The sequence below is a fragment of the Symbiopectobacterium sp. Eva_TO genome, assembly GCF_053848865.1.
In genome coordinates this window covers 898,558-923,098 of the sequence record NZ_JBSPEY010000004.1, presented here as the reverse complement: position 1 = coordinate 923,098, position 24,541 = coordinate 898,558, and the positions used below count along the sequence as shown (strand labels likewise).

Annotated in this window: 10 protein-coding genes and 14 pseudogenes; 10 read left to right on the top strand and 14 right to left on the bottom strand. The window is 52.4% G+C overall.

Translation table 11 applies throughout. The annotated features are described in order from the left end of the window. Positions 1 to 53 precede the first annotated feature (53 nt). The 5 genes and pseudogenes from ACWWJF_RS06790 to ACWWJF_RS06770 all read right to left on the bottom strand — a co-directional run. Positions 54 to 641, bottom strand: a pseudogene (locus ACWWJF_RS06790) (integrase core domain-containing protein); the annotation flags it as partial. A gap of 8 nt (positions 642 to 649) precedes the next feature. Beyond that, positions 650 to 1,818, bottom strand: a protein-coding gene (locus ACWWJF_RS06785) for an IS3 family transposase (RefSeq protein WP_455869026.1) whose coding sequence is annotated in 2 segments (ribosomal slippage) — positions 650 to 1,563 and positions 1,563 to 1,818 — 1,170 coding nt in all. Because the reading frame shifts where the segments join, the coding sequence is not laid out codon by codon here. 73 nt (positions 1,819 to 1,891) lie between these two features. After that, positions 1,892 to 2,347, bottom strand: a pseudogene (locus tag ACWWJF_RS06780) (helix-turn-helix domain-containing protein); the annotation flags it as partial. Between the two features lie 103 nt (positions 2,348 to 2,450). After that, positions 2,451 to 3,884 (bottom strand): annotated as a pseudogene (locus ACWWJF_RS06775) (ABC transporter substrate-binding protein); the annotation flags it as partial. A gap of 154 nt (positions 3,885 to 4,038) precedes the next feature. Next, a pseudogene (locus ACWWJF_RS06770) lies at positions 4,039 to 4,386 on the bottom strand (enolase C-terminal domain-like protein); the annotation flags it as partial. A gap of 123 nt (positions 4,387 to 4,509) precedes the next feature. Here ACWWJF_RS06770 and ACWWJF_RS06765 point away from each other — a divergent pair. After that, on the top strand, positions 4,510 to 5,841 hold the full coding sequence (locus tag ACWWJF_RS06765) for an IS4 family transposase (protein ID WP_455869025.1): 1,332 nt from the start codon (positions 4,510 to 4,512) through the stop codon (positions 5,839 to 5,841). 6 nt (positions 5,842 to 5,847) lie between these two features. Here the strand turns inward: ACWWJF_RS06765 and ACWWJF_RS06760 are convergent. Beyond that, positions 5,848 to 6,658, bottom strand: a pseudogene (locus ACWWJF_RS06760) (enolase C-terminal domain-like protein); the annotation flags it as partial. 786 nt (positions 6,659 to 7,444) lie between these two features. Here ACWWJF_RS06760 and ACWWJF_RS06755 point away from each other — a divergent pair. From ACWWJF_RS06755 to ACWWJF_RS06735, 5 genes and pseudogenes are all read left to right on the top strand, one after another. Beyond that, a pseudogene (locus ACWWJF_RS06755) lies at positions 7,445 to 7,690 on the top strand (ABC transporter permease); the annotation flags it as partial. Then, a complete protein-coding gene (locus ACWWJF_RS06750) occupies positions 7,690 to 8,418 on the top strand; it encodes an ABC transporter permease (RefSeq protein ID WP_455869024.1) in 729 nt (242 codons plus the stop codon). The pseudogene ACWWJF_RS06755 and the gene ACWWJF_RS06750, both read left to right, overlap by 1 nt. Beyond that, the gene (locus ACWWJF_RS06745) at positions 8,415 to 9,179 is read left to right on the top strand and encodes an ABC transporter ATP-binding protein (RefSeq protein ID WP_455869023.1); all 765 of its coding nucleotides are present in this window, start codon (positions 8,415 to 8,417) and stop codon (positions 9,177 to 9,179) included. Before ACWWJF_RS06750 ends, ACWWJF_RS06745 begins: the two co-directional genes overlap by 4 nt. A gap of 68 nt (positions 9,180 to 9,247) precedes the next feature. Next, positions 9,248 to 10,111 carry a transporter substrate-binding domain-containing protein gene (locus tag ACWWJF_RS06740; protein ID WP_455869022.1) on the top strand — a complete coding sequence of 288 codons (864 nt, stop codon included), beginning with the start codon at positions 9,248 to 9,250 and terminating at the stop codon, positions 10,109 to 10,111. 109 nt (positions 10,112 to 10,220) lie between these two features. Beyond that, positions 10,221 to 11,678, top strand: a complete 1,458-nt coding sequence (locus tag ACWWJF_RS06735) for a M20 family metallopeptidase (protein ID WP_455869021.1) — start codon at positions 10,221 to 10,223, stop codon at positions 11,676 to 11,678. A gap of 323 nt (positions 11,679 to 12,001) precedes the next feature. Here ACWWJF_RS06735 and ACWWJF_RS06730 read toward each other — a convergent pair. The 3 genes and pseudogenes from ACWWJF_RS06730 to ACWWJF_RS06720 form a co-directional block, all read right to left on the bottom strand. Beyond that, positions 12,002 to 12,846 (bottom strand): IS5 family transposase gene (locus ACWWJF_RS06730; RefSeq protein ID WP_455870969.1). Its coding sequence is split into 2 segments (ribosomal slippage): positions 12,002 to 12,501 and positions 12,501 to 12,846, totalling 846 coding nucleotides; the frame shifts between segments, so codons are not numbered across the junction. Positions 12,847 to 13,254: 408 nt separating this feature from the next. Next, positions 13,255 to 14,440 (bottom strand): annotated as a pseudogene (locus tag ACWWJF_RS06725) (IS110 family RNA-guided transposase). A 164-nt stretch (positions 14,441 to 14,604) separates the two neighbouring features. Further along, positions 14,605 to 15,636: pseudogene (locus ACWWJF_RS06720) on the bottom strand (IS630 family transposase). A 360-nt stretch (positions 15,637 to 15,996) separates the two neighbouring features. On the opposite strand from ACWWJF_RS06720, the pseudogene ACWWJF_RS06715 reads away from it, so the two are divergent. Then, positions 15,997 to 17,328, top strand: a pseudogene (locus ACWWJF_RS06715) (IS4 family transposase). Positions 17,329 to 17,334: 6 nt separating this feature from the next. On the opposite strand, the pseudogene ACWWJF_RS06710 reads toward ACWWJF_RS06715, so the two are convergent. Beyond that, a pseudogene (locus ACWWJF_RS06710) lies at positions 17,335 to 17,817 on the bottom strand (pirin family protein); the annotation flags it as partial. 108 nt (positions 17,818 to 17,925) lie between these two features. Between ACWWJF_RS06710 and ACWWJF_RS06705 the strand changes: the two are divergent. Continuing rightward, positions 17,926 to 18,823 (top strand): annotated as a pseudogene (locus ACWWJF_RS06705) (LysR family transcriptional regulator). Positions 18,824 to 18,851: 28 nt separating this feature from the next. Here the strand turns inward: ACWWJF_RS06705 and ACWWJF_RS06700 are convergent. Continuing rightward, positions 18,852 to 19,886, bottom strand: a pseudogene (locus ACWWJF_RS06700) (glutathione S-transferase family protein). Between the two features lie 11 nt (positions 19,887 to 19,897). On the opposite strand from ACWWJF_RS06700, the pseudogene ACWWJF_RS06695 reads away from it, so the two are divergent. Next, positions 19,898 to 20,008: pseudogene (locus ACWWJF_RS06695) on the top strand (IS5/IS1182 family transposase); the annotation flags it as partial. Positions 20,009 to 20,066: 58 nt separating this feature from the next. Here ACWWJF_RS06695 and ACWWJF_RS06690 read toward each other — a convergent pair. The 3 genes from ACWWJF_RS06690 to istA all read right to left on the bottom strand — a co-directional run bounded on the left by ACWWJF_RS06690 (position 20,067) and on the right by istA (position 23,646). Then, the gene (locus tag ACWWJF_RS06690) at positions 20,067 to 21,107 is read right to left on the bottom strand and encodes an IS481 family transposase (protein WP_455868660.1); all 1,041 of its coding nucleotides are present in this window, start codon (positions 21,105 to 21,107) and stop codon (positions 20,067 to 20,069) included. 239 nt (positions 21,108 to 21,346) lie between these two features. Further along, positions 21,347 to 22,102, bottom strand: coding sequence for an IS21-like element helper ATPase IstB (gene istB, locus ACWWJF_RS06685; protein WP_455869020.1), 756 nt, complete (start codon positions 22,100 to 22,102; stop codon positions 21,347 to 21,349). A gap of 14 nt (positions 22,103 to 22,116) precedes the next feature. Beyond that, the gene (istA, locus tag ACWWJF_RS06680; protein ID WP_455868471.1) at positions 22,117 to 23,646 is read right to left on the bottom strand and encodes an IS21 family transposase; all 1,530 of its coding nucleotides are present in this window, start codon (positions 23,644 to 23,646) and stop codon (positions 22,117 to 22,119) included. Positions 23,647 to 23,834: 188 nt separating this feature from the next. Here istA and ACWWJF_RS06675 point away from each other — a divergent pair. Beyond that, positions 23,835 to 24,541 (top strand): annotated as a pseudogene (locus ACWWJF_RS06675) (IS5 family transposase); the annotation flags it as partial.

Here is a 24,541-nt window from a genome sequence, read left to right as displayed (position 1 = left end):
TAGCTCAGACCTGATCTGACAATTACCGGTTATTTATACAGGTGTCTGTCAGATTAAATCTGGTTCAGATTTTTTTCTGCCCAGACTCGTTTACCATCAAGTAACGTGGCCATTGGCGTACGCCCGCAGCACATTTTACCCTGATGAGTTCGCTCATTATTGTAATGCCACAACCAGTTGTCCAGATCCTTTTGTAGACTTTCTAGGTCCTCGTATAACTTCTTACGGAACGCAACCTGATAAAAATCCTGCAAAATAGTTTTATGGAAGCGCTCGCAGATACCGTTTGTCTGCGGAGACATCGCTTTCGTTTTCGTATGGTCTATATCGTTGATAGCCAAGTACAGCTGATAGTCATGTTGTTCCACTTTACCGCAGTACTCCGTCCCCCTGTCCGTCAGTATTCTTAGCATTGGCAGCCCCTGAGCTTCGTAGAACGGCAGCACGCGATCATTGAGCAGGTCGGCGGCAGAGATCGGTGCTTTACTCGTGTAAAGCTTGCAGTGCGCCACTTTCGAGTACGTATCCACGAACGTCTGCTGGTAGATACGGCCAACACCTTTCAGATTACCCACGTAGAAGGTGTCCTGCGACCCCAGATAACCCGGGTGAGCAGTCTCTATTTCACCACAGGCTTCGTCTGTAGTGGTCAACTAATATTGGCCACCGCATTAGACTGTATGTAGAACAGTCGCTCAGATTCGTTTGGAGTTAAGCCGCCGTTATACCAGTGAGGCCGGATAGCGCTGTAATACCCCGTGATGTAGCGGATAATCGCGTCCTGGGCTTCGCTGAAGCTGTTGTAACCCTTTGTCGGCACCCATTCTGTCTTCAGGCTGCGGAAGAACCGCTCCATTGGCGCATTATCCCAGCAGTTACCCCGCCGACTCATACTCTGCTTTATCCGGCAGCGCCACAGGGCTTGCCGGTATTGACGGCTGGTATAGTGGCTGCCCTGGTCGCTGTGGAACATGGCTCCTGTTGGTTGTCCCCGGAGTTCCCAGGCCATCTGCAACGCTTTAACTGTCAGCGCCGAGTCCGGCGACGTCGACATGGCCCAGCCCACCGGTTTGCGGGCGAACAGATCTAGCACCACCGCAAGGTAAGCCCAGCATTTGCCCGTCCAGATGTAGGTCACATCGCCGCACCAGACCTGATCCGGCGCGGTAACCGCGAACTGGCGGTTGAGATAGTTCGGTATTTCAACGTGTTCATTGCCGCCGCGTTTGTATTTGTGAGCCGGTCGCTGGCAGCTGGCGATACCCAGCTCCTTCATCAGCTTGCCAGCCAGCCAGCGCCCCATTTTGACACCGGAGCTGCCGGTGACGATGGTCGCGATACTTCGAGCGCCGGCAGAGCCGCCGCTGGCGTTCCAGGCTTCCATGACGCGGCGACACTTAACCACGCGCTCACCGTCGGGTTCATTAGCGGAAGCCTGCCAGTGCCTGTAGCTGCTGCGATGTACCTCAAAAGTTTGGCACAACGCCGTGACCGGGTATCGCGCCCTCAGCCTGTCGACTACCGTGAACCGTTGAGTGAGTCCGACATTAAGAGCGCCGTAGCCTTTTTTAGGATTTCGTTCTCCATTTCAAGGCATTGGACTTTTTTCTTCATCTCACGCAGCTCGAGCTGTTCAGGGGTAAGAGGAAGTCCCGTTGGCGTTTTTCCCTGTCGTTCAAGGCGAAGCTTATTGACCCAGCGACTAATGGCAGAATGGCTGACATTAACCGCCTCTGCGGCCTTAACGTATGTGTAGCCGTGGTCGACAACCAGCTTTGCGGCTTCGAGCTTAAATTCCGCCGTAAAATGTTTACCCATGAGGTCACCTGTCGTGTTGATGAGGTGAGCATATCACCTCCGATCAGGTGGCCAGTATCAGTGTGCCACTACAGTCGTCGTGCGCCTTCTTCTCCAGTGCAGCGATTTGAGCATCAGTAAGTACGATGCCTTCTCTGGCAACTTTTTCCTCAAGTGCCTTCAGGCGCTTACGAAAGTTTTCCAGATCGTGTCGTTGCCAGATGGAGCGCACACCGCTGCCAGAAATGAAGACGCCTTTTTTACGCAGCTCATTACTGGTCCGGTGCTGGCCATGAGCCGGGAACTCAATGGCGTAATCAACAACCGCACGTTCAGTGGCTTCATCAGCACGGTTTTTCAGGTTGGGAACCCGGCGGTTTTGGTTAACCAGAGCGTCAATGCCGCCTTCTGCCGCCAGTTCCTGATAGCTATAAAACGTGTCGCGTGACACCCCCATGATTTTACAGGCTTTTGATACGTTACCGAGTTCTTCGGCGAGATTGAGCAGGCCGGCTTTGTGTTTGATGATGGGATTGTTAGTATGAAGCATGAGAGTTACCTCGTGTTTTGTATAAGGATTCGACACCCATATCAAAACCGGTAACTCTCAACCTTTCAAGGTTCAGTGTCAGATCAAGTCGCGACTAATACACCTCATAGCGGTTCTGTATCTCGGCATAGCGCTGCTTCTGCCTGGCGGGATCTTTCTCCAGCAGCGCCTGATCGATCATTTCGTTCAGTTGCGCATCGTAGAAAGAGGTTCTCCACCCCTGGAAGTTGGTGAGTTTGGCTTCATCGCTGTTATCCGGGTTATACACCACTGAGCGCAGGCTTGAGTGCGGATGGGGATCAACCCCGCCGCCACCGCGTCCGACCAGCATATCGAATTTACGATCGCGCATCGCGCCATAAACCTGATTACCGGTGCCGGAAATGATCTTGACTCGAATACCGGCTTGCGCCAGAGTGGATTGCACCGACGTCGCCAGGTTGAGGAAAGGTTGATCGGACAGCACCCGCAGCGTGGTTTCAAAGCCGTTCGGATAACCCGCTTCCGCCAGCAGCGCCTTGGCCTTCGGCACGTCCAGCTTGTAACCGGGGTTAGGCAGCGTGGCATCCATTCCCGCCTGAATCGGGCGCTGGTGGTAGAAACCATAGCCTGGCATCACGGTCTTGTTGATACCGTCGTAATCGATGAGGTAGCGCACCGCTTCACGCACTTTCGGCTTGGCGAATTCGTCGTTCTTCAGGCTCATGGCTACGTAATAGAGCGTGCCTTTCTTCACCTCTTCAACTTTCACATCCGGGTTCGCTTTCAGGGCATTGATGTCCGGCACCGACATACCGGTCGCCACATCAATATCGCCCTTTTCGATCATCAGACGTAGCGCCTGAGATTCGGTCATATGACGGAAGATCACCCGGCGCATTTTAGCATCACCGCGCCAGTAACCGTCGGCACGGTTCACGCGCAGCACGTCTTTCGCCTGCCATACGTCCAGCTTGAACGGACCGGAACCGGCTTCATTGGTGGTCAACCAACCGTTACCCCAGTCACCGTTTTTCTCATTCTTCATTACGGTTTTACTGTCCAACACCGATCCGCTGCCGAGCGTGGCAAGGGAATAGATCACCAGCTTGGGATCGTTCGGTTTAGGCAGTTCGATCTCCACCGTTTTGTCATCTTTGGCGCGGATCAGCTTTTCGACATTTTCTGCCGTAAAGCCGTAGGATTTCCAGGTGGTGGCCTGCGCCATGTTGAGGGTTAGCAACCGTTTCATCGACCAGGCAAAATCATGGGCGGTGACCGGGTTGCCGGAGTAGAATTTGGCGTTATCCACCAAATGGAAGGTGATTAGGTTGTTGTCTGGGCTGATCTCCCAGCTTTTCGCCAGCGAAGGCAGCACGCGGCTGAGGTTTTCAGGATCGAGCTCGACCAGCGAGTCGTAAAGGTTGACGATAATGCCGACCACCTCGTTGCAGGTCATCGCGGCGGGATCGAGGGATAGCATATTGTTCATGTTCATCCCGACGATCAGTTGATCGTCGGGCGTTTTTGCAGACAGCAAGGCCGGTGTTGCGGCCATACAGAAACAGCTAAGTAGCAGGGTACGGATTATTGCTCGTGCTTTCATTAGACTTCTCCAGGTGTGAAGAATGGAAGACGAAACGTATATTTTGTAAGGGCTCTTTCTTTCAGTACTACTTTGTTATTACTGCTATTTATTATTATTACTGCGGTTATTCTTTACTCAGAGTATGCTCCTCGATCCAATCAAAGTTGATGTCTTCACCCAGGCCTGGACACTGCGGCAGGTGAACAAAGCTGTCGTCATCCATCGGGTCGATGATGCTGTTGAGGTAAGCGGCGGGCTCTTCATAGTTCAGGAAAGGATGCAGCAGACCGCGTTCATACCAACGGCAGTTTTTAATCGCACCCACCACGTTCAGATTCGGTGCACCATTACCGTGGATTTCACAATCCATACCAAAGGCTTCCGCCAATGCGGCGACCTTCATGGTCGGAGAAAGGCCACCCACGCCCTGCACGCCCGCGCGCAGAATGTCACAGGCACCCTCTTTCACCCACCTCGTTATACACAAGTCCGCAACGCCTTATATGCCAAGGGTTAGCGGGCTGAAATAGGCAGCCAGTGGGGTTGTAAATGAAGTGAAACCGACGTGTACTATCGCCATTTACGGCGCTGAAAAATGACACGGGATTCAGATGGCTGGGCACACCAAGAACTGGAAGGGGTAAATCTTGGTGACACGAGGCTCAATAAGCGTGCCAAAGGGCTTTTGATACGGCTGGCTGAGAATCCGCAAGCCAGCATTCCGCATGCGTGCCTCGGATGGTCTGAGACGCTGGGTGCTTACCGCTTCATGGAGAACCAAGCATTCGAATGGCGAGACATTCTGCAACCTCACTGGCAGCGTACGCAGGAAAGGATCCGAGAACACGAGGTTGTGCTGTGTATCCAAGACACTACCGAGCTTGACTTCAACGGGCAGCAAATCCAAGGCTTGGGTCCCTTGAACTACGAAGCCAGGCGTGGTCTGTACCTGCATCCGACCTACGCGGTCAGTCCGGATCGCGTGGGGTTGGGCGTACTGGATGCGTGGATGTGGGCAAGAGAGCCGAAGGATGCAGACGGAAAACGCGATGGGCTCAAGGAGAGTACGCGCTGGCTCGAGGGATACGAGCGAGTTGCTGAACTCGCCTCGGAGTTGCCAAACACACGTCTGGTGTACTTAGCCGATCGCGAAGCGGATATCAAGGCGTTGATGCAGCTCGCTGATGACCTTGGCACTCAGGCTGACTGGTTGATCCGCTCGACTCATAATCGCAGTCTGGACTGTAATGAGAAGCTTTGGCAGAAGGTTGGAAAGACCGTGCCGGTGGGAGAAATCCAATTCGTTATGGCGGCTCGCGCGGGGCAGAAGGCGCGTACGGTGAAACAGGCGCTGCGCGTGAAGCGAGTGTCGCTGCGTTGCGGGTTGGCAGTGACTTGTGTGATGGCCAAGGAAATTGAGCCGCCAGCAGGCGTGAAGCCGGTCGAGTGGCGGTTGCTGAGCAATCGCGTACCTGAAGGACGAGAAGATATCGTGGAGCTGATCGACTGGTATCGGGCTAGATGGGAAATCGAGATGTTCTTCAATGTGCTGAAGAACGGCTGCTGTGTCGAAGCGTTACAGTTATCGACCGTGGATCGCATTGAGCGGGCATTGGCGCTGTTCATGATCGTGGCATGGCGCATCGCCTATTTAATGCGTATGGGACGAACCTGTCCAGAGCTGGACGCAATGTTGTTCTTTGATTCCGACGAGACTCATGGCGCTTACCTACTGATGAACAAGCGTATGCCCAAGGGCCGCCCTAAGCTAAACGAAGTATTGCGCTTAGTTGCGCAACTCGGAGGCTTTCTTGCTCGAAAAGGCGACGGTGAACCAGGCGCAAAAACTATCTGGAAAGGCTTGCAGAAAGTCATGACGGCCGCCGAAACGCTACGCGCGCTCAGGCACGAACAGAGATGTGTATAACGAGGTGTCTTTCACCCAGTCGGCGCGGCTAAAGTATTTGCCTGACAGGCTTTCAGGCTCAATAACGTCGATATCCAGGCTCTTGGTCAGCCAGCTGTAGGACGCCATGCTCTGCTCTTCCATCGGCTCTTCAAACCAGGTAAAGTTCAGTTTTTGCAATTCACGGCCAATGTAGAGCGCGTCGCTACGGCTGTACCAGTGGTAGCCATCCAGCATCAGGCAGACATCTGGACCTACCGCTTCACGCACGGCAGCACAGGCTTTAACGTCCATCTGCGGGCTGGGTGCGAAGGATACCGGCGGCATCCAGGTGTGCAACTTGATCGCCTTATAGCCGCGCGCCACCAGTTTCTCGGCAAACTGGCCGTACTCTTCCGGCGTCGAAAGGCCGCCTTCCAGCTCATCGCCGCACATGGTGCTGCCGTAAGCTGGCACTTTTTCACGAAAACCGCCCAGCAGTTTGTGTACTGGCATATTCAGGAAGCGACCTTGCAGATCCCACAGCGCAGATTCCACGATAGAGATGGCGCGATCGGTCAGTTGGTTGGCGCTGCCAATGCACCAGATCTTGCCACAGACGTTCTCTGTCAAACGGGTTCTGCCCGATCAGCACCTTGCGGAAGAACGCGTTGATAATATGGGGACGAACCACTTCGGGTGGTGCAAATGCATAGCCCTGATGTCCATCGTCGGTGGTCAGCGTCAAGAGGGCCATCTTGGCCTGATTCTCTTCTCCTGGATGCGAATGTCCCGCACTGTCGGACACGCGACGAGTGGGATACGTAAAAACGGTGACATCAATGGATTCAATTTTCACGCGATTACCTACCTTAAAATTCAATAACATAGAAAAAACAACATTCAGGCCGACGGCGAGCGACAAACCCGATTTGTACTATCGCTACCCAGCCAGTGCGACTGAGACCGCGATCACAAAAGAAATGATGTATTAATTAAATAAAAATATTGTTTTATTATTTTTGATTATTGGTGTTACAACCTGGTGAGTCATTAGGCAATTTCTTTCAAATGCAGAAAATCCGGTGCAAATATTTGTGCAAATGCCCATAAGCCTGTGAACAACATCACCAACGGTTCGGATTATCCGCACAATACGCGAGGATAATGACGCTACTTTTGGTGTGCTGCACAACGGCCAACCACTCCAGTTTGACGATCATGGTCGAGACGGTAAGCCTGCGCGAGAGGCTAACCATGTAACAGCCAGGCGCGAACACCGCACCACAATCACACATCGCACTAATTCAGTGCATTTTAATGCACCATGTTGGTGCCAATACGGCGTTTTCAGCTGCTACCGCCCCCTAAAGTGTGAGTAGTCACCAAAACAATAAAATGAAATACTGATTAATAAGCAATTTATATGCATAATTAATCGTTTCAACAATAATAAAAACGTGGCCTGAATATTGCTTTGATTACCACGTTCTCTGCTTAATGCGAGGGAGTCCGGTCAAGGGTCACCAGCAGCGTTCAGGCCGCGCGCGGAGCTATGCCTGCAAAAAGAAAATTGGAGTAATACGTGGAACAAATGACATTTTGGCAACTCATCAGTTTTGGTGAGAATGGCTGGGGAAGATTGCTGCTGCTGCGCCATGCCATTCCCGCGCTCGGCAACGTCTGGCAACTGGTGCTGAAAGCCTCGGCGCTAGTGTCGGTAACCGGCGTGGCAGAACTGTTGACCCAGTCCCAGACCGGCGCAGGTTCCACAGGCAAACCATTTGATTTCTACATGGCTGCCGCCATGATTTATCTGGTGATTTCGATTTTTTCCGGCTGGCTGATGCGCCGCGCGGAGGCACACTATTCGCGAGGTGTTAGACGGTAATGGACGCTACTTTTTTCTACGAAACCTTCCTGGAGATTATTCCCGGCATACCGCTCACACTCCAACTCGCGGTGGGATCGGTGCTGCTCGGCTTCTTTTTAGCCTTGACGCTGGCCGCGATGCAACTTTCTGGTAACCGGCTGCTGCAATCGGTCGCACGCCTGTATGTACTGTTCTTTCGTGGCACACCGCTACTGGTGCAGTTGTTCCTTATCTACTACGGTTTAGGGCAATTCAGTTGGGTGCGAGAAAGCGTGCTGTGGCCAATACTGCGCGAACCATACTGGTGTGCGCTACTGTCATTGACGCTTTGCACCGGCGCTTACGCCAGCGAAATCATTCGTGGTGGTTTGCTATCGGTGCCCGCCGGGCAGATCGAAGCGGCGCGCGCCTGTGGCATGCCATCCTGGAAAATATTTACCCGCATCGTGTTTCCGCTCGCCATTCGCCAGGCCCTGCCTGCCTACGGCAACGAATTGATCTCCATGATCAAATCCACCTCGCTTGCGTCCATCATCACGCTGATGAAAATCACCGGCATCGCGGCACGCTTGATTGCGGAAACCTACCGGGCACTGGAAGTGTTTCTGGTAGCGGGAGCCATTTATCTGCTGATCAATTTGGAGCTTACCCGCCTGCTGGCTTTTGTCGAACACCGTATGACGCCGTATCTGCGCGCACCGCAGTCGCTGGCTGAAGTTAAGAATATGAAAGGAAACCCATCATGAGTACCGCCGCTATCAGCCTGCGCAACATTCACAAGCGTTTCGGCTCACTGGAAATCCTGAAAGGGATCTCATTTGAAGCCAGTCAGGGCGAGGTTGTCTCGATTCTGGGTTCTTCCGGCTCGGGCAAATCCACCCTGCTGCGCTGTACCAACCTGCTTGAAATCCCCGATCAGGGCGAAATTATTGTGGGCGGCGAAACCATCGCGATGAAAGTGAATCGCCAAGGTCAAAACCGTCCAGCCAGCTCGAAACAAATCGACCGTATCCGAATCCAGCTTGGCATGGTGTTTCAAAACTTCAATCTGTGGTCGCACAAAACCGTACTGGAAAACGTGATGGAAGCGCCGATCCACGTACTGAAACGCGCCCCACAGGACGCCAAAGAGCATGCAGAGCAGTTGCTTGAGAAGGTCGGGCTGGCGGATAAACGTCATTACTACCCTTCCCACCTTTCTGGTGGGCAGCAACAGCGTGCCGCGATTGCACGTGCGCTGGCCATGTCACCCAAGGTGATGCTGTTTGATGAACCCACCTCAGCGCTGGATCCTGAGTTGGTCGGAGAAGTGCTGCGCGTGATGCGCCAGTTAGCCGATGAAGGTATGACCATGCTGGTCGTCACCCATGAAATGGACTTTGCGCGTGAAGTCTCTAACCGCGTGGTGTTCCTGCATCAGGGTGAGATCGAAGAACAAGGCACGCCGGAACAGATGTTTACTGCCAGCCAGTCAGCTCGTTTCCGCCAGTTTATTGCCAGTTGGTAACAGAACTGCGTTTATCAACACAATGCTAGGCTTAAGAACACAACAGACAACCACCAGGAGATACCTCAATGATAAAAACCAAACTCGCTGCCGCCTATGCGCTTTGTCTGGCTGGCGCACTCTCTACGTCATTCAATGCTGCGGCAGAAGCCGGTAAAACCTGGAGCACCGTGCGCATCGCCACTGAAGGTGCTTACCACCCGTACAACTTCACCAAGCCAGACGGTACGCTGGATGGCATGGAAATTGAGCTGAACAAAGTGCTGTGCGACAACATGAAAGTAAAATGCGAGATCATGGTGCAGCCGTTTGCCAGCAGCATTCCGGCTCTGAACGCCGGTAAGTTTGATGCCATCATCTCCGGCATGTCTGCCACGCCGAAGCGCCGTGAAGTGATCGATTTCAGCCAGCCCTACACGCAGGCAGGCCAAACCTTTGCCGTACTGAAATCCAGCCCGCTGGCATCGCTGCCGGATCTGGGCACCCGCTTCTCCCTCAATGAGAAAGATGAAGCCACTGCCATCGCTGAAGTTGAAAAATTGCGCCCGCTGCTGAAAGGCAAAACCATTGGCGTTCAGTCTGCCTCGATCGCCAGCACGCTGTTGGATAAATACTTCAAAGGCATGATGACCGTACGCGAATACAAAACCATGCAAGAGCACGATCTGGATCTGAAAGCAGGTCGCGTCGATCTGGTTATCGGCTCAGCGCCTTACATGAAAAATACCGCTGACAAATCAAACGGCGAAATCGTGATGGCTGGCCCGCAGTTTATCGGCGGCATTTTGGGCAGCGGCTCATCCATAGGCCTGCGTAAAAGCGATCCTGAGCTGAAAGCCATGTTTGATAAAGCCATCGACCAGGCTAAAGCAGACGACACCATCAAGAAGCTGAGTGAAAAATGGTTTGGCATGGATACCACTCCGCTCTGATCGCCTTCTCGCGAACCTAATGTGAACCACGAACGTGGCGTCTGATTGACGCCACGTCTTCTTTATTTCACACCGCATTCACGGTCATCACCGCAGGAGCACCTGATTCATGACTTCGCCATCAGAACAACACACCTTGCCCGCCATAGACACACACACCGTTAGCGCCCTGCGCGAGCTGATTGCCGCGAAAAATCCGCAGTTCACCGCGCTCAGCGATAGCATCTGGGATGTACCGGAACTCAACTATGAAGAAACCCGCTCTGCTGCACTGCATGAAGCGGTACTCAAGCAGGAAGGTTTTCGCCTGACAACGGGTATTGCAGGGATGCCAACCGCCTTGCTGGGCGAATTTGGTTCCGGTAAACCGGTGATTGCCCTACTGGGTGAATACGATGCGTTGCCGGGCCTGAGCCAGCAAGCGGGCGTCGCTGAGCCTTGCCCTATCGATGCGGGTGGTAACGGTCACGGCTGCGGCCACAATTTGCTTGGCACCGCCGCATTGCAGGCCGCCACTGCGGTAAAAGATTACCTGCAACAGCATCAGTTATCCGGCACCGTGCGCTTTTACGGTTGTCCGGCGGAAGAGGGCGGCTCCTCCAAAGGTTTTATGGTCAAAAAGGGCGTATTTGACGATGTGGATATTGCCATCTGCTGGCACCCAGCCACCTTTACCGGCGTTAACAGCCCGGATTCTCTGGCTTGCAACGAACTGAACTTTTATTTCAAAGGCCGCGCTTCGCACGCCGCCAGCAGCCCACATCTGGGACGCAGTGCACTGGATGCCGTAGAGTTGATGAACGTTGGCGTTAACTACATGCGCGAACACATGCCGTCATCGGCGCGCGTGCACTACGCCATCACCGACAGCGGTGGTCATGCACCTAACGTCGTTCAGGCCAACGCAACGGTGCGCTATCTGGTACGGGCGCGTCAGTTACCTGAACTTCACCAGTTAGTGAAACGTGTGAAGAAAATCGCACAAGGTGCAGCGCTGATGACCGAAACAGAAGTGAGTTGGGAAGTGATCAGCGGCGATGCCAACTTACTGGGTAACGCACCGTTGGAACAGCGCATGCATGAACATCTGCTGGCGCTTGGCCCCATCCAGTTCGATGATGCGGATCGCGCTTTTGCCGCCAAATTCCAAACTGCCATGAGTGCAGAAGATATTGCCAATTCCTACGCGCGTTTTGGCGTAAAACCTAAAGCAGGCGAATCGCTGCATGAAGGTATCTATCCGCTTTACAGCCCAGACGATAGCTTTATCGGTTCTACCGACGTCGGTACGGTAAGCTGGGTAGTTCCTACTGTACAAATCCGTGCCGCCACCTACGCCATCGGCACCCCGGCCCACTCCTGGCAGTTGGTAGCGCAGGGTAAAGCGCCCGCGGCGCACAAAGGCACCGCCTATGCAGCCGAAGCCATGGCGTCATTAACCGTGGATTTGCTACAGAACCCGGCGCTGGTGGCACAAGCAAAAGCGGAATTGGCCGAGAAATTGAGCGTTACACCGTTTGAGAACCCGATTCCCGATGGCGTGGTTCCGCCAATTCCTCAAGCGTAACGTTAGCCTATGGGCGGGCCAAATTTCCCGCCCCTTAGGCACGAAGGTTCAACCATCGCCAGACTCGAAACAGGGCTGGCAACAGCGTTTAACTACTGCCAGAACGGCAGCAACGATGAAATGAACAATCCGGCAGAGAAAAGCATAAAAATGACTCCACCGACTTTGTTGAGTATAGAAAACAGACGGTGAGATGAAATTTCTCTTTTTATTGCGCTGGCAAAAACACCATAAATACAATGAATAACTATAACTAATAGACAAAAGGTTAATGAAAGGACGAGAAATTGAAAAATGTAGGAGTTGTTATTAGGCTGTGTCCCTTAATTACATAAACTCTGGTAAAACAGGCGGATGCAGCCCAGTTTCAACATTGCCAGATAATTCCTCGCCGTTTTGTCGTAACGTGTCGCAATGCGACGGTATTCTTTCAGACGGCCAAAGCACCGCTCAACAACGTTCCGATTGTGGTAGGCGTCACAATCGAGCTTTGAACGACCATCCACCGCCATTTTTTCAGTGGATTTTCGGGGGATGACAGTTTTTATACCTCTGTTTTTCAGCTCGTTACGTAATACATGCCCGGAGTACGCCTTGTCAGCGAGTACCGCATGACCACGGCGTTTCATACTGCCGTTCTGGCGTTGAACACCAATACCGTCCAAAAGACGTAGTGCAAACTGACTTTCATGAGCCTGACCGGGGCTCAACACGATGTTTAACGGAAGACCACTTCCGTCTGTAGCCATATGGATTTTGGTGCCAAAACCACCTCGAGAGCGACCCAGCCCATTATCTCCGGTGATATCGGGATGTTTTTTTGAGCACCGGCAGCACATTTCAGCGCCCTGATATTGCTACCATCCAGCGCAGTCGCTGACCAGTCCACGAGGCCATGGGCATCAAGTGATGAAAGTAACTTATTGAAAATAATGTTAATGACTCCTGATTTTGACCATCGGTTAAAGCGGTTATAAACGGTTTTCCATGGGCCGTATCGCTCAGGTAAATCACGCCATGGGGCACCAGAGCACAGCCCCCAGAACATGCCATTGATAATCATGCGATGCTCAGCCCATGGGCGTCCGGTCTGTGGTGTTGCTGGTTCAGCAGGGAGTAAGGGCTGGATGATAGCCCATGCTTCATCGGGAAGGTCGTAGCGAGCGATAGTTCAAAATGATCTAGAAACAAACAGTTAGTATAACTCATGGGATTAAGGGACACAGCCTAGTAATAAATTGAGGAAACAGGGCCATAAAGAAAACAATCGGCTTAGGGTTTAACAGCAAAAGCAATCTATGGTCACCCCCCATTTTTGCAACACTGATTTTTGACTAATGGTGGGCTTGCTTCAATCTATCCGGCGTCTCTGTGGGCGAGATGCCCGCGCCTCGATGAGTTCCGCGCCTGGTGAACCTGAAAAAGCCCTCGGCTTCAGTGAGCCATTTTTGTCCTCAGGTTTTTCAGCAGGCCGATATGCCTTTCATGTCATCAATAATCAGTCTTCGCAAAACCAGATAGGTAACTGCTGTTTAATTACTTAATAATCAGTCTGTTGATTTAGTTCTACATAACATCAGGCCTGATATTCATTGTGATTAGTTGTGATTGACCAGGCTATTCGCGCCAGTTTGTTTGCCAGAGCACAGGCGACAATATTTGAATGTTTGTTATCGAGTTGCCCCCGAACCCATTCAGCAAGCCTGCCCTGCTGATATTCAAGTCGCATCATGAACGAGCGGGCACATTGAACCAGAAGTTTGCGTAAATTTTTATCACCTCGTTTGCTTATCCCCAGCAGAGTCGGTTTGCCTCCTGTGCTGTATTGTCGCGGTACAAACCCTGTGGAAGCCGCAAAATCCCTGCTACATGAAAATTGTTTTCCATCGCCGAACTGTGATGAAAGTAAGCTGGCAGTAATCGGACCGACGCCTGGAATTGTCATAATTCGCTGTGCAGTATCATCGGCCTTGTTGAATAATAGGGAATCGTGCTGTTTTACTATGCCTATTTTGGTAGAAAATGCTTATCACCTCAGGCATTCCGTTTTCTCATGATGCTTAACTGCATGATTTTACGTTGCTGGAAACAATCGTTTTACTGGGCTGGTAGCATAAAATCTGTTTATTCAACAAAGCCGTATCATCAGCTTTGATTGACTGATTTAATTCTGATTCCAGCGCTGTTATTTGCTCGACAAGGTAAAGATAGTGGGCATGTAACTTCATCAGCAAACGGCTCAGGTATGCGGGGATTTCGTGCTCAGCCAGCACCAGAGACAGTCGCTTTATTACCGCCTCGCCGATTGGCAGGCTTATCCCAAACTCCAGCAGAAAACCGTGGATCTGGTTAGTGGTTTTTACTTTATCTCTGATAAGAGATTCCCTGACCCGATGCAGTGCTCGCATCGCCTGCTGAACCTCCGTTTTCGGCTGAACAAAACGCATTGACGGCCGGGATGCGGCTTCACATATCGCCTCTGCATCAACAAAATCATTTTTATTGCCCTTGACAAACGGGCGCACAAATTGCGGAGAGATAAGTTTTGCTTCATGGCCGCTATCATTGATACGCCGCGCCATAAAGTGTGCACCGGCACAAGCTTGCATAACAACAACCGAGGGCGGGCACGTCGCCAAAAACGGCATTAGCTTTGTGCGCGTAAACTTCTTACGCAGAAGCGCTTTACCTGACTTATCCTGGCAATGAATATGAAAAGAATGTTTACCGAGATCGATACCAATAAGAGTAACGTTTTCCATGATGGCCTCTCCTGAAAGAAAAACACCCTGCCAGCGTACCGCTCACAGAGTGGGGGTGACCATCTCATTAAGCCCTGTCGGAATCTGGCGATCGTAGATGGCATTTCATTGATATTCACCATCCGATTTTTATCTACTAACCTAAATAGCTGTTCCTAATACCGCTACACTTTTGCCTGTCCATGTTTTCCACTGGGAAATGGGCTGACGGTTTCCATGAAGCGGCGAACCTTGTTCAGTCACTGCCACATTGAACAGCATTGATGATTGCGGGTAATGGTTTCATGCAACGCCTGCCATAACCGCTCTACATGATTTACCCATGGTGAGTACACCGGCTGATAAATAACCCTGAATTTCGGGTTTTCTTCCAGCCAGCGCTGCGTCTCCCGGCTTTTGTGAATAATGTAGTTATCAACTATCAGCGTGAGCGTTTTTGCCCGTCTGTACGTTGCTCTCAGATGCTCTAACATACTGATAAACAAACACGAACTTTTACTGTTTCCTCCAACATAGCTGACTTTTCCCGTCCCGCTGTGTAATGCACCCGCCAGATAATATTTCTCGTTCTGGCCCGGCGTCACGATGCGTTTCTGCTTCCCGCGAACCTGCCAGTCCGCGCCAATTTTGGGATTCAGATGAATATCCACTTCGTCTTCGTAAAAGACGGGATGTTCCGCGCTGCATTGTTCCAGCGCCATCGCGATGGCCTCCATTTTTTCTTCCTTATGCGGGTCGCGGATACGCAGCGTAGGAGCTGCGCGTCGCCACACCAGACCGGCAGAAGGCAGCCAACGGCGCACCGTGGAAGCATGCAACTGGCAACCGGTTATCTCATTGATTTTTATCGCTAGCAGTTCCGTGCTCCAGCGCGAACGCTGATAGCCAAAATCATGAGGGGAACGCTTTACGAGCTGGATTAACAGTGCGCAGATCTGTTCAAACGGCCAGCGACGGCCACGACCGGGCGGCAGAGATTTGAGGCCTTCAATGCCGTACAGGGTGAGCCAGTTAATCCATCTGCCGATTGACGAACGGGCGCAGCAAAGCATTCTGGCGACATCGCTCACGCGCTCGCCCCGGTGCAACATCAGGATGGCGGTCAGCCTGCGGGCGTGATTCTTGTCACGCGTTTTATGGAGAGTTTTCTTCATCAGGCGTCGTTCGTTACGGGGTATCGGTGCTATGCTCGACATCGCTCAGTCCGGTTGATGATTTGGGATCTTTATCGATTGATCAGATCGCTCAACTCGGACTGAGTTCCCTTCAGGTGATCTACTATTCGGAACAGTTATTTAGGTGCCGATTTATACAATTTAACACCCAGATAGGAGAGATACGAAGCCCCTGCCACTTTGACAACAATCAGAGAATAAGAGGATGAAACGATAAGTACACCAACACTGCTTGCCGCAACCACCGAGATAACCCCACCTCGTTATACACAAGTCCGCAACGCCTTATATGCCAAGGGTTAGCGGGCTGAAATAGGCAGCCGGTGGGGTTGTAAATGAAGTGAAACCGACGTGTACTATCGCCATTTACGGCGCTGAAAAATGACACGGGATTCAGATGGCTGGGCACACCAAGAACTGGAAGGGGTAAATCTTGGTGACACGAGGCTCAATAAGCGCGCCAAAGGGCTTTTGATACGGCTGGCTGAGAATCCGCAAGCCAGCATTCCGCATGCGTGCCTCGGATGGTCTGAGACGCTGGGTGCTTACCGCTTCATGGAGAACCAAGCATTCGAATGGAGAGACATTCTGCAACCTCACTGGCAGCGTACGCAGGAAAGGATCCGAGAACACGAGGTTGTGCTGTGTATCCAAGACACTACCGAGCTTGACTTCAACGGGCAGCAAATCCAAGGCTTGGGTCCCTTGAACTACGAAGCCAGGCGTGGTCTGTACCTGCATCCGACCTACGCGGTCAGTCCGGATCGCGTGGGGTTGGGCGTACTGGATGCGTGGATGTGGGCAAGAGAGCCGAAGGATGCAGACGGAAAACGCGATGGGCTCAAGGAGAGTACGCGCTGGCTCGAGGGATACGAGCGAGTTGCTGAACTCGCCTCGGAGTTGCCAAACACACGTCTGGTGTACTTAGCCGATCGCGAAGCGGATATCAAGGCGTTGATGCAGCTCGCTGATGACCTTGGCACTCCGGCTGACTGGTTGATCCGCTCGACTCATAATCGCAGTCTGGACTGTAATGAGAAGCTTTGGCAGAAGGTTGGAAAGACCGTGCCGGTGGGATAAATCCAATTCGTTATGGCGGCTCGCGCGGGGCAGAAGGCGCGTACGGTGAAACAGGCGCTGCGCGTGAAGCGAGTGTCGCTGCGTTGCGGGTTGGCAGTGACTTGTGTGATAGCCAAGGAAATTGAGCCGCCAGCAGGCGTGAAGCCGGTCGAGTGGCGGTTGCTGAGCAATCGCGTACCTGAAGGACGAGAAGATATCGTGGAGCTGATCGACTGGTATCGGGCTAGATGGGAAATCGAGATGTTCTTCAATGTGCTGAAGAACGGCTGCTGTGTCGAAGCGTTACAGTTATCGACCGTGGATCGCATTGAGCGGGCATTGGCGCTGTTCATGATCGTGGCATGGCGCATCGCCTATTTAATGCGTATGGGACGAACCTGTCCAGAGCTGGACGCAATGTTGTTCTTTGATTCCGACGAGACTCATGGCGCTTACCTACTGATGAACAAGCGTATGCCCAAGGGCCGCCCTAAGCTAAACGAAGTATTGCGCTTAGTTGCGCAACTCGGAGGCATTCTTGCTCGAAAAGGCGACGGTGAACCAGGCGCAAAAACTATCAGGAAAGTCTTGCAGAAAGTCATGACGGCCGCCGAAACGCTACGCGCGCTCAGGCACGAACAGAGATGTGTATAACGAGGTGACCCAAACCTGCTGGCGAAGTTGCAGGCTGCCATTTTCACCTTCCGGTGAGGCGAGCAGTTTGACTTTAACATCGCACAGCGCAAGCCGTTGCAGTGCGCTGTTTTCCCGTGACGGGCAGGCATTGAACCACAGTTGCAAACGTGTCAGCGGCTTTGTATCGCTGATGCTGTGCTCGCTGTAGCTTACCGCAGGCTGCGCGGCCAATAACAGAACGTCGCCCGCTTTTGCGCGGATATGACACCCGTTGCTGTCGCGATATTCAGCTTCACCTTGCAGCAGAATATTTAAAATATCGACCTGCGGGTAAGTACGTGGCTGAAACGCAGAGCCTGGCTTAAGCACTTCCTGGTTCAACACGCGCAGTGAGGCAAAGCCTAGCAGCTCGGGATCGAAATAATGGCCGAAGGAGAAGGTGTAGCGCGCTTGCAGCCAGCCGTAGTCAGCTTGACCGCACTGTTCCGCTGTTCTGCATATGATCATGGTTCTGCACCTCAAAAATTAGACTAAACAAATAGTAATTATGTGGACGTTGGATTGTTAGCCAGTTAATCTGGTGGGTATATTCAAAATTCCTGAATGAGTGAATAAATGGCAAAAGAACGGGCATTAACGCTGGAAGCGCTGCGAGTGATGGATGCCATTGATCGCCGAGGCAGCTTTGCGGCGGCGGCTGATGAGCTGGGGCGCGTGCCGTCGGCGCTGAGCTACACTATGCAGAAGCTGGAAGAAGAGCTCGACATCGTGCTTTTTGATCGCTCAGGTCACCGCACTAAATTTACCAATGTGGGGCGTATGTTGCTCGAGCGGGGAAGAATTCTGCTTGAAGCCGCCGATAAACTGACCACCGATGCGGAAGCGCTGGCGCGCGGCTGGGAAACCCATATCACTATCGTTGTTGAAGCGCTGATCCCTACTGAGAAACTGTTTCCTCTGCTGGATAAGCTGGCGCTGAAAGCCAATACCCAGGTGTCATTGCTGACCGAGGTGCTGGCCGGTGCCTGGGAGCCTTTAGAGCAGGGGCGGGCCGATATCGTGATTGCCCCTGATATGCACTTTCGCGCCTCTTCCGAAGTGAATACGCGCAAGCTGTACACCATGAACAACGTTTACGTCGCCAGCCCGGATCACCCTATTAATAAGGAGCCTGAGCCGCTGTCGGATGTGACACGCATTAAATATCGTGGGATTGCCGTGGCGGACACCGCGCGCGAACGCCCGGTATTGACCGTGCAGCTGTTGGATAAGCAGCAGCGTTTAACGGTGAGTTCTATTGATGATAAACGTCGCGCGCTGTTGGCGGGATTGGGCGTTGCCACCATGCCTTACCCCATGGTCGCCCCAGGATATTGCTGAAGGGCGTTTGCGCGTTGTCAGCCCAGAATATTCGATGGAGAGCCAGATCATCATGGCATGGCGTCGTGACAGCATGGGCGAAGCAAAATCCTGGTTCTTGCGCGAATTGCCCAAAGTGCTGAACCAGGCGTGATGTGATGCTTGCACCTGTCGTTTGCTGATTAATCCGTCCGCTGATTAAACCTGTCGTGCCCGTGCGGTGCGCTCAGGTCGTTTTCTGGCCCGATGGAAATAATGCCGTGCGGATTGATCGTACCGTGGCTGCGGTAGTAGTGATGACGGATATGCGGGATGTTGACGGTATCTGCAATACCAGGGATTTGGTAAATATCACGCAGGAAACCGAACAGATTCGGGTAGTCAGCCAGCCGACGCTTGTCACACTTGAAATGGGTATGATAAACCAGATCGAAACGCAGTAACGTGGTCCACAGACGAATATCCGCTTCAGTCAATGCGTTGCCTGTAAGGTAACGCTGCTGCGCCAGACGGACTTCCAGCGAATCCAATGCCTCAAATACGCCATTGACCGCTTCATCATAGGCGTCCTGCTAGGTAGCAAACCCCGCCTTGTACACGCCGTTATTGATGGTGGGGTAAATCCACTCGTTTAACGCATCAATCTGTGTGCGCAGCGCCTCCGGGTAGTAATCGCCGGGCGTTGCACCAATGTCATCAAACGCCGAATTGAACATGCGGATAATATCGGCGGATTCATTACTGACGATGGTATGGCGTGTTTTGTCCCACAATACCGGAACGGTAACGCGTCCGCTGTAATCGGCGTTGGCATGCAGGTAGAGTTGATAGAGAAATTCGTGCTGATAGAGCGAGTCACCGGTGGTGTCAGGAAAATCGATGCCAAAAGTCCAGCCATGATCCAGCATCAAGGGATGCACTACGGACACACCGATGTGTTCCTGCAACCCTTTTAGCTGGCGCATGATCAAGGTGCGGTGCGCCCAGGGGCAGGCGAGCGAAACATAGAGGTGGTAGCAATTGGCTTGGGCCTCGAAGCCTCCTTCGCCCGTGACGCCCGGTGTGCCATCCGGGGTTATCCAGTGGCGAAACTGTGCAGTGGTACGTTTGAAGTGACCGCCTGTCTTACTGGTGTCATACCAGGTATCGTGCCATACGCCATCGATTAGGCTGTGTCCCTTAATCCCATGAGTTATACTAACTGTTTGTTTATACATCATTTTGAACTATGGCTCGCTACGACCATCCCGATGAAGCATGGGCTATCATCCAGCCCTTACTCCCTGCTGAACCAGCAACACCACAGGCCGGACGCCCATGGGCTGAGCATCGCATTATTTGTATTAGCTCAGACCTGATCTGACAGTTACCGGTTATTTATACAGGTGTCTGTCAGATTAAATCTGGTTCAGATTTTTTTCTGCCCAGACTCGTTTACCATCAAGTAACGTGGCCATTGGCGTACGCCCGCAGCACATTTTACCCTGATGAGTTCGCTCATTATTGTAATGCCACAACCAGTTGTCCAGATCCTTTTGTAGACTTTCTAGGTCCTCGTATAACGTCTTACGGAACGCAACCTGATAAAAATCCTGCAAAATAGTTTTATGGAAGCGCTCGCAGATACCGTTTGTCTGCGGAGACATCGCTTTCGTTTTCGTATGGTCTATATCGTTGATAGCCAAGTACAGCTGATAGTCATGTTGTTCCACTTTACCGCAGTACTCCGTCCCCCTGTCCGTCAGTATTCTTAGCATTGGCAGCCCCTGAGCTTCGTAGAACGGCAGCACGCGATCATTGAGCAGGTCGGCGGCAGAGATCGGTGCTTTACTCGTGTAAAGCTTGCAGTGCGCCACTTTCGAGTACGTATCCACGAACGTCTGCTGGTAGATACGGCCAACACCTTTCAGATTACCCACGTAGAAGGTGTCCTGCGACCCCAGATAACCCGGGTGAGCAGTCTCTATTTCACCACAGGCTTCGTCGTCGTGCGCCTTCTTCTCCAGTGCAGCGATTTGAGCATCAGTAAGTACGATGCCTTCTCTGGCAACTTTTTCCTCAAGTGCCTTCAGGCGCTTACGAAAGTTTTCCAGATCGTGTCGTTGCCAGATGGAGCGCACACCGCTGCCAGAAATGAAGACGCCTTTTTTACGCAGCTCATTACTGGTCCGGTGCTGGCCATGAGCCGGGAACTCAATGGCGTAATCAACAACCGCACGTTCAGTGGCTTCATCAGCACGGTTTTTCAGGTTGGGAACCCGGCGGTTTTGGTTAACCAGAGCGTCAATGCCGCCTTCTGCCGCCAGTTCCTGATAGCGATAAAACGTGTCGCGTGACACACCCATGATTTTACAGGCTTTTGATACGTTACCGAGTTCTTCGGCGAGATTGAGCAGGCCGGCTTTGTGTTTGATGATGGGATTGTTAGTATGAAGCATGAGAGTTACCTCGTGTTTTGTATAAGCATTCGACACCCATATCAAAACCGGTAACTCTCAACCTTTCAAGGTCCAGTGTCAGAGCAAGTCGCGACTAATACACATTATTATCAATGGCATGTTCTGTGTGCTCTGCTCTGGTTGCGTATTCGCATGCGATCGATCATCGATTCGCATCTAAGGTCGATCACGTTTTCGCATCGTAATCGATCACCCGGGAACCTAACTTTTTTATCGTTTTAGCGTGTTTCTTCTGCGCTTTCCACTGCCAGGCTATTTTTCCTTAATGATTCTCCCTGAAGCTCCACTCTGTGAGAGTTGTGGATCAGCCGATCCAGGAAGGCATCTGCCGCCGTCGGGTTTTCCATCACTCCGTACCATTGCTCCACCGGCAACTGGCTGATAAGGATCGTGCTGGTTTGCCCATATCGCTCTTCCGTTATTTCCAGCAAGTCATTGCATTGCCGCGTTGTGATAACTTCAAGACCAAGGTCGTCCAAGATAAGAAACTCTATTTTTTGAAGCTGTTTCAGTTGCTTAAGCCAGCTGCCGTCCAGTCGGCCCTGCTCAAGCTGATCCAGCAGCCGACCCATGCGCCAGTATTGAACGCTTCTCTTTTGCCGGCACGCCTGCTCGCCCAGGGCATAACCTACCCAGCTTTTTCCGCTGCCAGTTGGCCCTGTTATCAGGATATTCTTGCTGTGGGTGATGTAATGCCCGTTCAGAAGCTCGCGCATCTGTTCGGCCTTTAACCCTCGGGAGACCGGATAGTACATACCCTCAGGGGTTGCACCGTGGCGCAACCGTGCCTGCTTTCTCAACCGCCCAACACGGCTGTTTTCACGATTCAGTAGCTCTTCTTCGACAAGTAACCCCAGGCGTTCTGCGAACCCCAGCTCATTGTATGTACCAGGTGCCTCACGCTGGCGTATCATGCCATCGGCCATTGCCGACAGCTTCAGCGTTCTAAGTTTGGTTAGCAGGTCATCAGTCATAACGACTCCCTTTTTCAGTGGTAATATTTTGGACCACGCAGATTCTCGTGCTCCAGTGGAAGCTGTAACTCTCTATTTCCTTTAACTGTTTCTCCGATGCCCTCCCTGTTGTGACGCAGCAGATTCTCGATAAAACGCCTTTCCGGATGGTTCAGCCCGCAGGCCTTGTCACAGGCTTTTTCCAGCCGTTCGGCACCGTATTTTTTCTGGAGCGACAGTAGGCCGAGAACAGCCCGATAAGCCTGCTCAGGATGATTCTTCGCGTTTAGCATCGCTTCCACCACCTGCCGGGTCGCCTTGCCGGTTCTCGCGGCATTATCCAGCAGCTTTTCAGGTGTCCAGCTGCTGTGCCCGCGGTGATTGACCGGCATGTGTGCCGGATTCGTGCTGTGGCTGTACTGCCGATCGCTGCGAGGGTGCTGAGCCACGCAGCGGCCCTTATGCCAGACCTGGACCAACGTCTGACCCGCTTTTACCGACAGCCTTTCACCAACCAGCTCATGGGGAACGGAGTACCAGTGGCGGTCGTATTCGACGTGATAGTCAGGAGCGACCTTCACCGCACGGTATTCGGTGTATTCATAGGGCATGGCTGGCAACGGCTGCAGGCACGGCGCATCGAGCAGCGCAAAGCGCTGCGCTCGGCTCTGGCCCCCATAACCTTTCATTGGCCGGTTATTCAGCTCGGTCATCAGCTCACTGAGCCTGACGTTGAGCGCATGCATCGTATGGAAGGTTTCATTGCGTATTCGCGCCAGGAGCCACCTTTCGACCAGCAGGACGCCGTTTTCCACTTTGGCCTTGTCTTTCGGTTTGTAGGGTCTGGCTGGCATCACTACCGTGCTGTAATGCGAGGCCAAAGACTGATAGCTGTCGTTGATGACCGGCTCGTAGCGATCTGCTTTGCTCACCGCGCTACGCAGATTATCGGGTACCAGCAGGGCTGGAACGCCGCCGAGGAAGGTCAGGCAGTGGCTGTTAGCATTCAGCCAGCTCATCATGTCCTGACCGGGGCAGGCTTCTGCATAGGTATAATTTGACGCTCCCATGACAGCGACGAAGATGGCGACCCGGCGCACATTTCCCGTATCGGGGTCGGATACCGGCACCGTGGGCCCGCAGAAGTCGATGAACAGCTTCTCACCGGCACGGTGGGTCTGGCGCATCGAGCGTTTCTGGCATTTCTTCCATTGGCGATAACAACGGCAGAACTGAGAGTAGCCCAGCGCCATTTCTCCGGTTTCGGTGCTGTATTCTATCCACAACAGCTGCCTGGTAACCCCTGGCCGTCTTAGCTCGGTATCGATATACAGCCAGTCTGGCGCGATAAGCTCCGAGGTGCGCATTCTGCGGGTGGGGAACAGCATCTTTTCCAGTTTTTCTGGCAAGAGCGCATCAGGCAATGGCCACGACAGCGATGCGGCGGTAAAACGGGAGAGCACCTCATAAACTGTGGAAGGGCTGACCCTAAGAGCAGCGGCGATGGTGCGATTAGACTGGTTGCACTCAAATTTGAGTTTGAAGATCTGAAGACAAGTCTCCATGGGACTCCTGCTTTTTCTCTTTCTGGCCATCGTTATCTCCATTTCAGTAGAAACTGCGAACGGAGAGGAGGTTAGAAGAGTTAAGTCCCGGAGTGATCGATACGACGCGAATCAGTGATCGACCTTAGATGCGAAATCGTGATCGATTGTCATGCGAATCACTGATCGATCACGATGCGAATATGCACTCTGGTGCCCCATGGCGTGATTTACCTGAGCGATACGGCCCATGGAAAACCGTTTATAACCGCTTTAACCGATGGTCAAAATCGGGAGTCATTAACATTATTTTCAATAATTTACTTTCATCACTTGATGCCCATGGCCTCGTGGACTGGTCAGCGGCTGCGCTGGATGGTAGCAATATCAGGGCGCTGAAATGTGCTGCCGGTGCTCAAAAAAACATCCCGATATCACCGGAGATAATGGGCTGGGTCGCTCTCGAGGTGGTTTTGGCACCAAAATCCATCTGGCTACAGACGGAAGTGGTCTTCCGTTAAACATCGTGTTGAGCCCCGGTCAGGCTCATGAAAGTCAGTTTGCACTACGTCTTTTGGACGGTATTGGTGTTCAACGCCAGAACGGCAGTATGAAACGCCGTGGTCATGCAGTACTCGCTGACAAGGCGTACTCCGGGCATGTATTACGTAACGAGCGGAAAAACAGAGGTATAAAAACTGTCATCCCCCGAAAATCCACTGAAAAAATGGCGGTGGATGGTCGTTCAAAGCTCGATCGTGACGCCTACCGCAATCGGAACGTTGTTGAGCGGTGCTTTGGCCGTCTGAAAGAATACCGTCGCATTGCGACACGTTACGACAAAACGGCGAGGAATTATCTGGCAATGTTGAAACTGGGCTGCATCCGCCTGTTTTACCAGAGGTTATGTAATTAA

Bases quoted from the DNA above. Each gene is read 5' to 3' on its own strand.
- ACWWJF_RS06765 (WP_455869025.1), top strand. From the start codon at position 4,510: ATGACACGGGATTCAGATGGCTGGGCACACCAAGAACTGGAAGGGGTA.
- ACWWJF_RS06750 (WP_455869024.1), top strand. From the start codon at position 7,690: ATGGACGCTACTTTTTTCTACGAAACCTTCCTGGAGATTATTCCCGGC.
- ACWWJF_RS06745 (WP_455869023.1), top strand. From the start codon at position 8,415: ATGAGTACCGCCGCTATCAGCCTGCGCAACATTCACAAGCGTTTCGGC.
- ACWWJF_RS06740 (WP_455869022.1), top strand. From the start codon at position 9,248: ATGATAAAAACCAAACTCGCTGCCGCCTATGCGCTTTGTCTGGCTGGC.
- ACWWJF_RS06735 (WP_455869021.1), top strand. From the start codon at position 10,221: ATGACTTCGCCATCAGAACAACACACCTTGCCCGCCATAGACACACAC.
- ACWWJF_RS06690 (WP_455868660.1), bottom strand. From the start codon at position 21,107: ATGCTTCATACTAACAATCCCATCATCAAACACAAAGCCGGCCTGCTC.
- istB (WP_455869020.1), bottom strand. From the start codon at position 22,102: ATGACTGATGACCTGCTAACCAAACTTAGAACGCTGAAGCTGTCGGCA.
- istA (WP_455868471.1), bottom strand. From the start codon at position 23,646: ATGGAGACTTGTCTTCAGATCTTCAAACTCAAATTTGAGTGCAACCAG.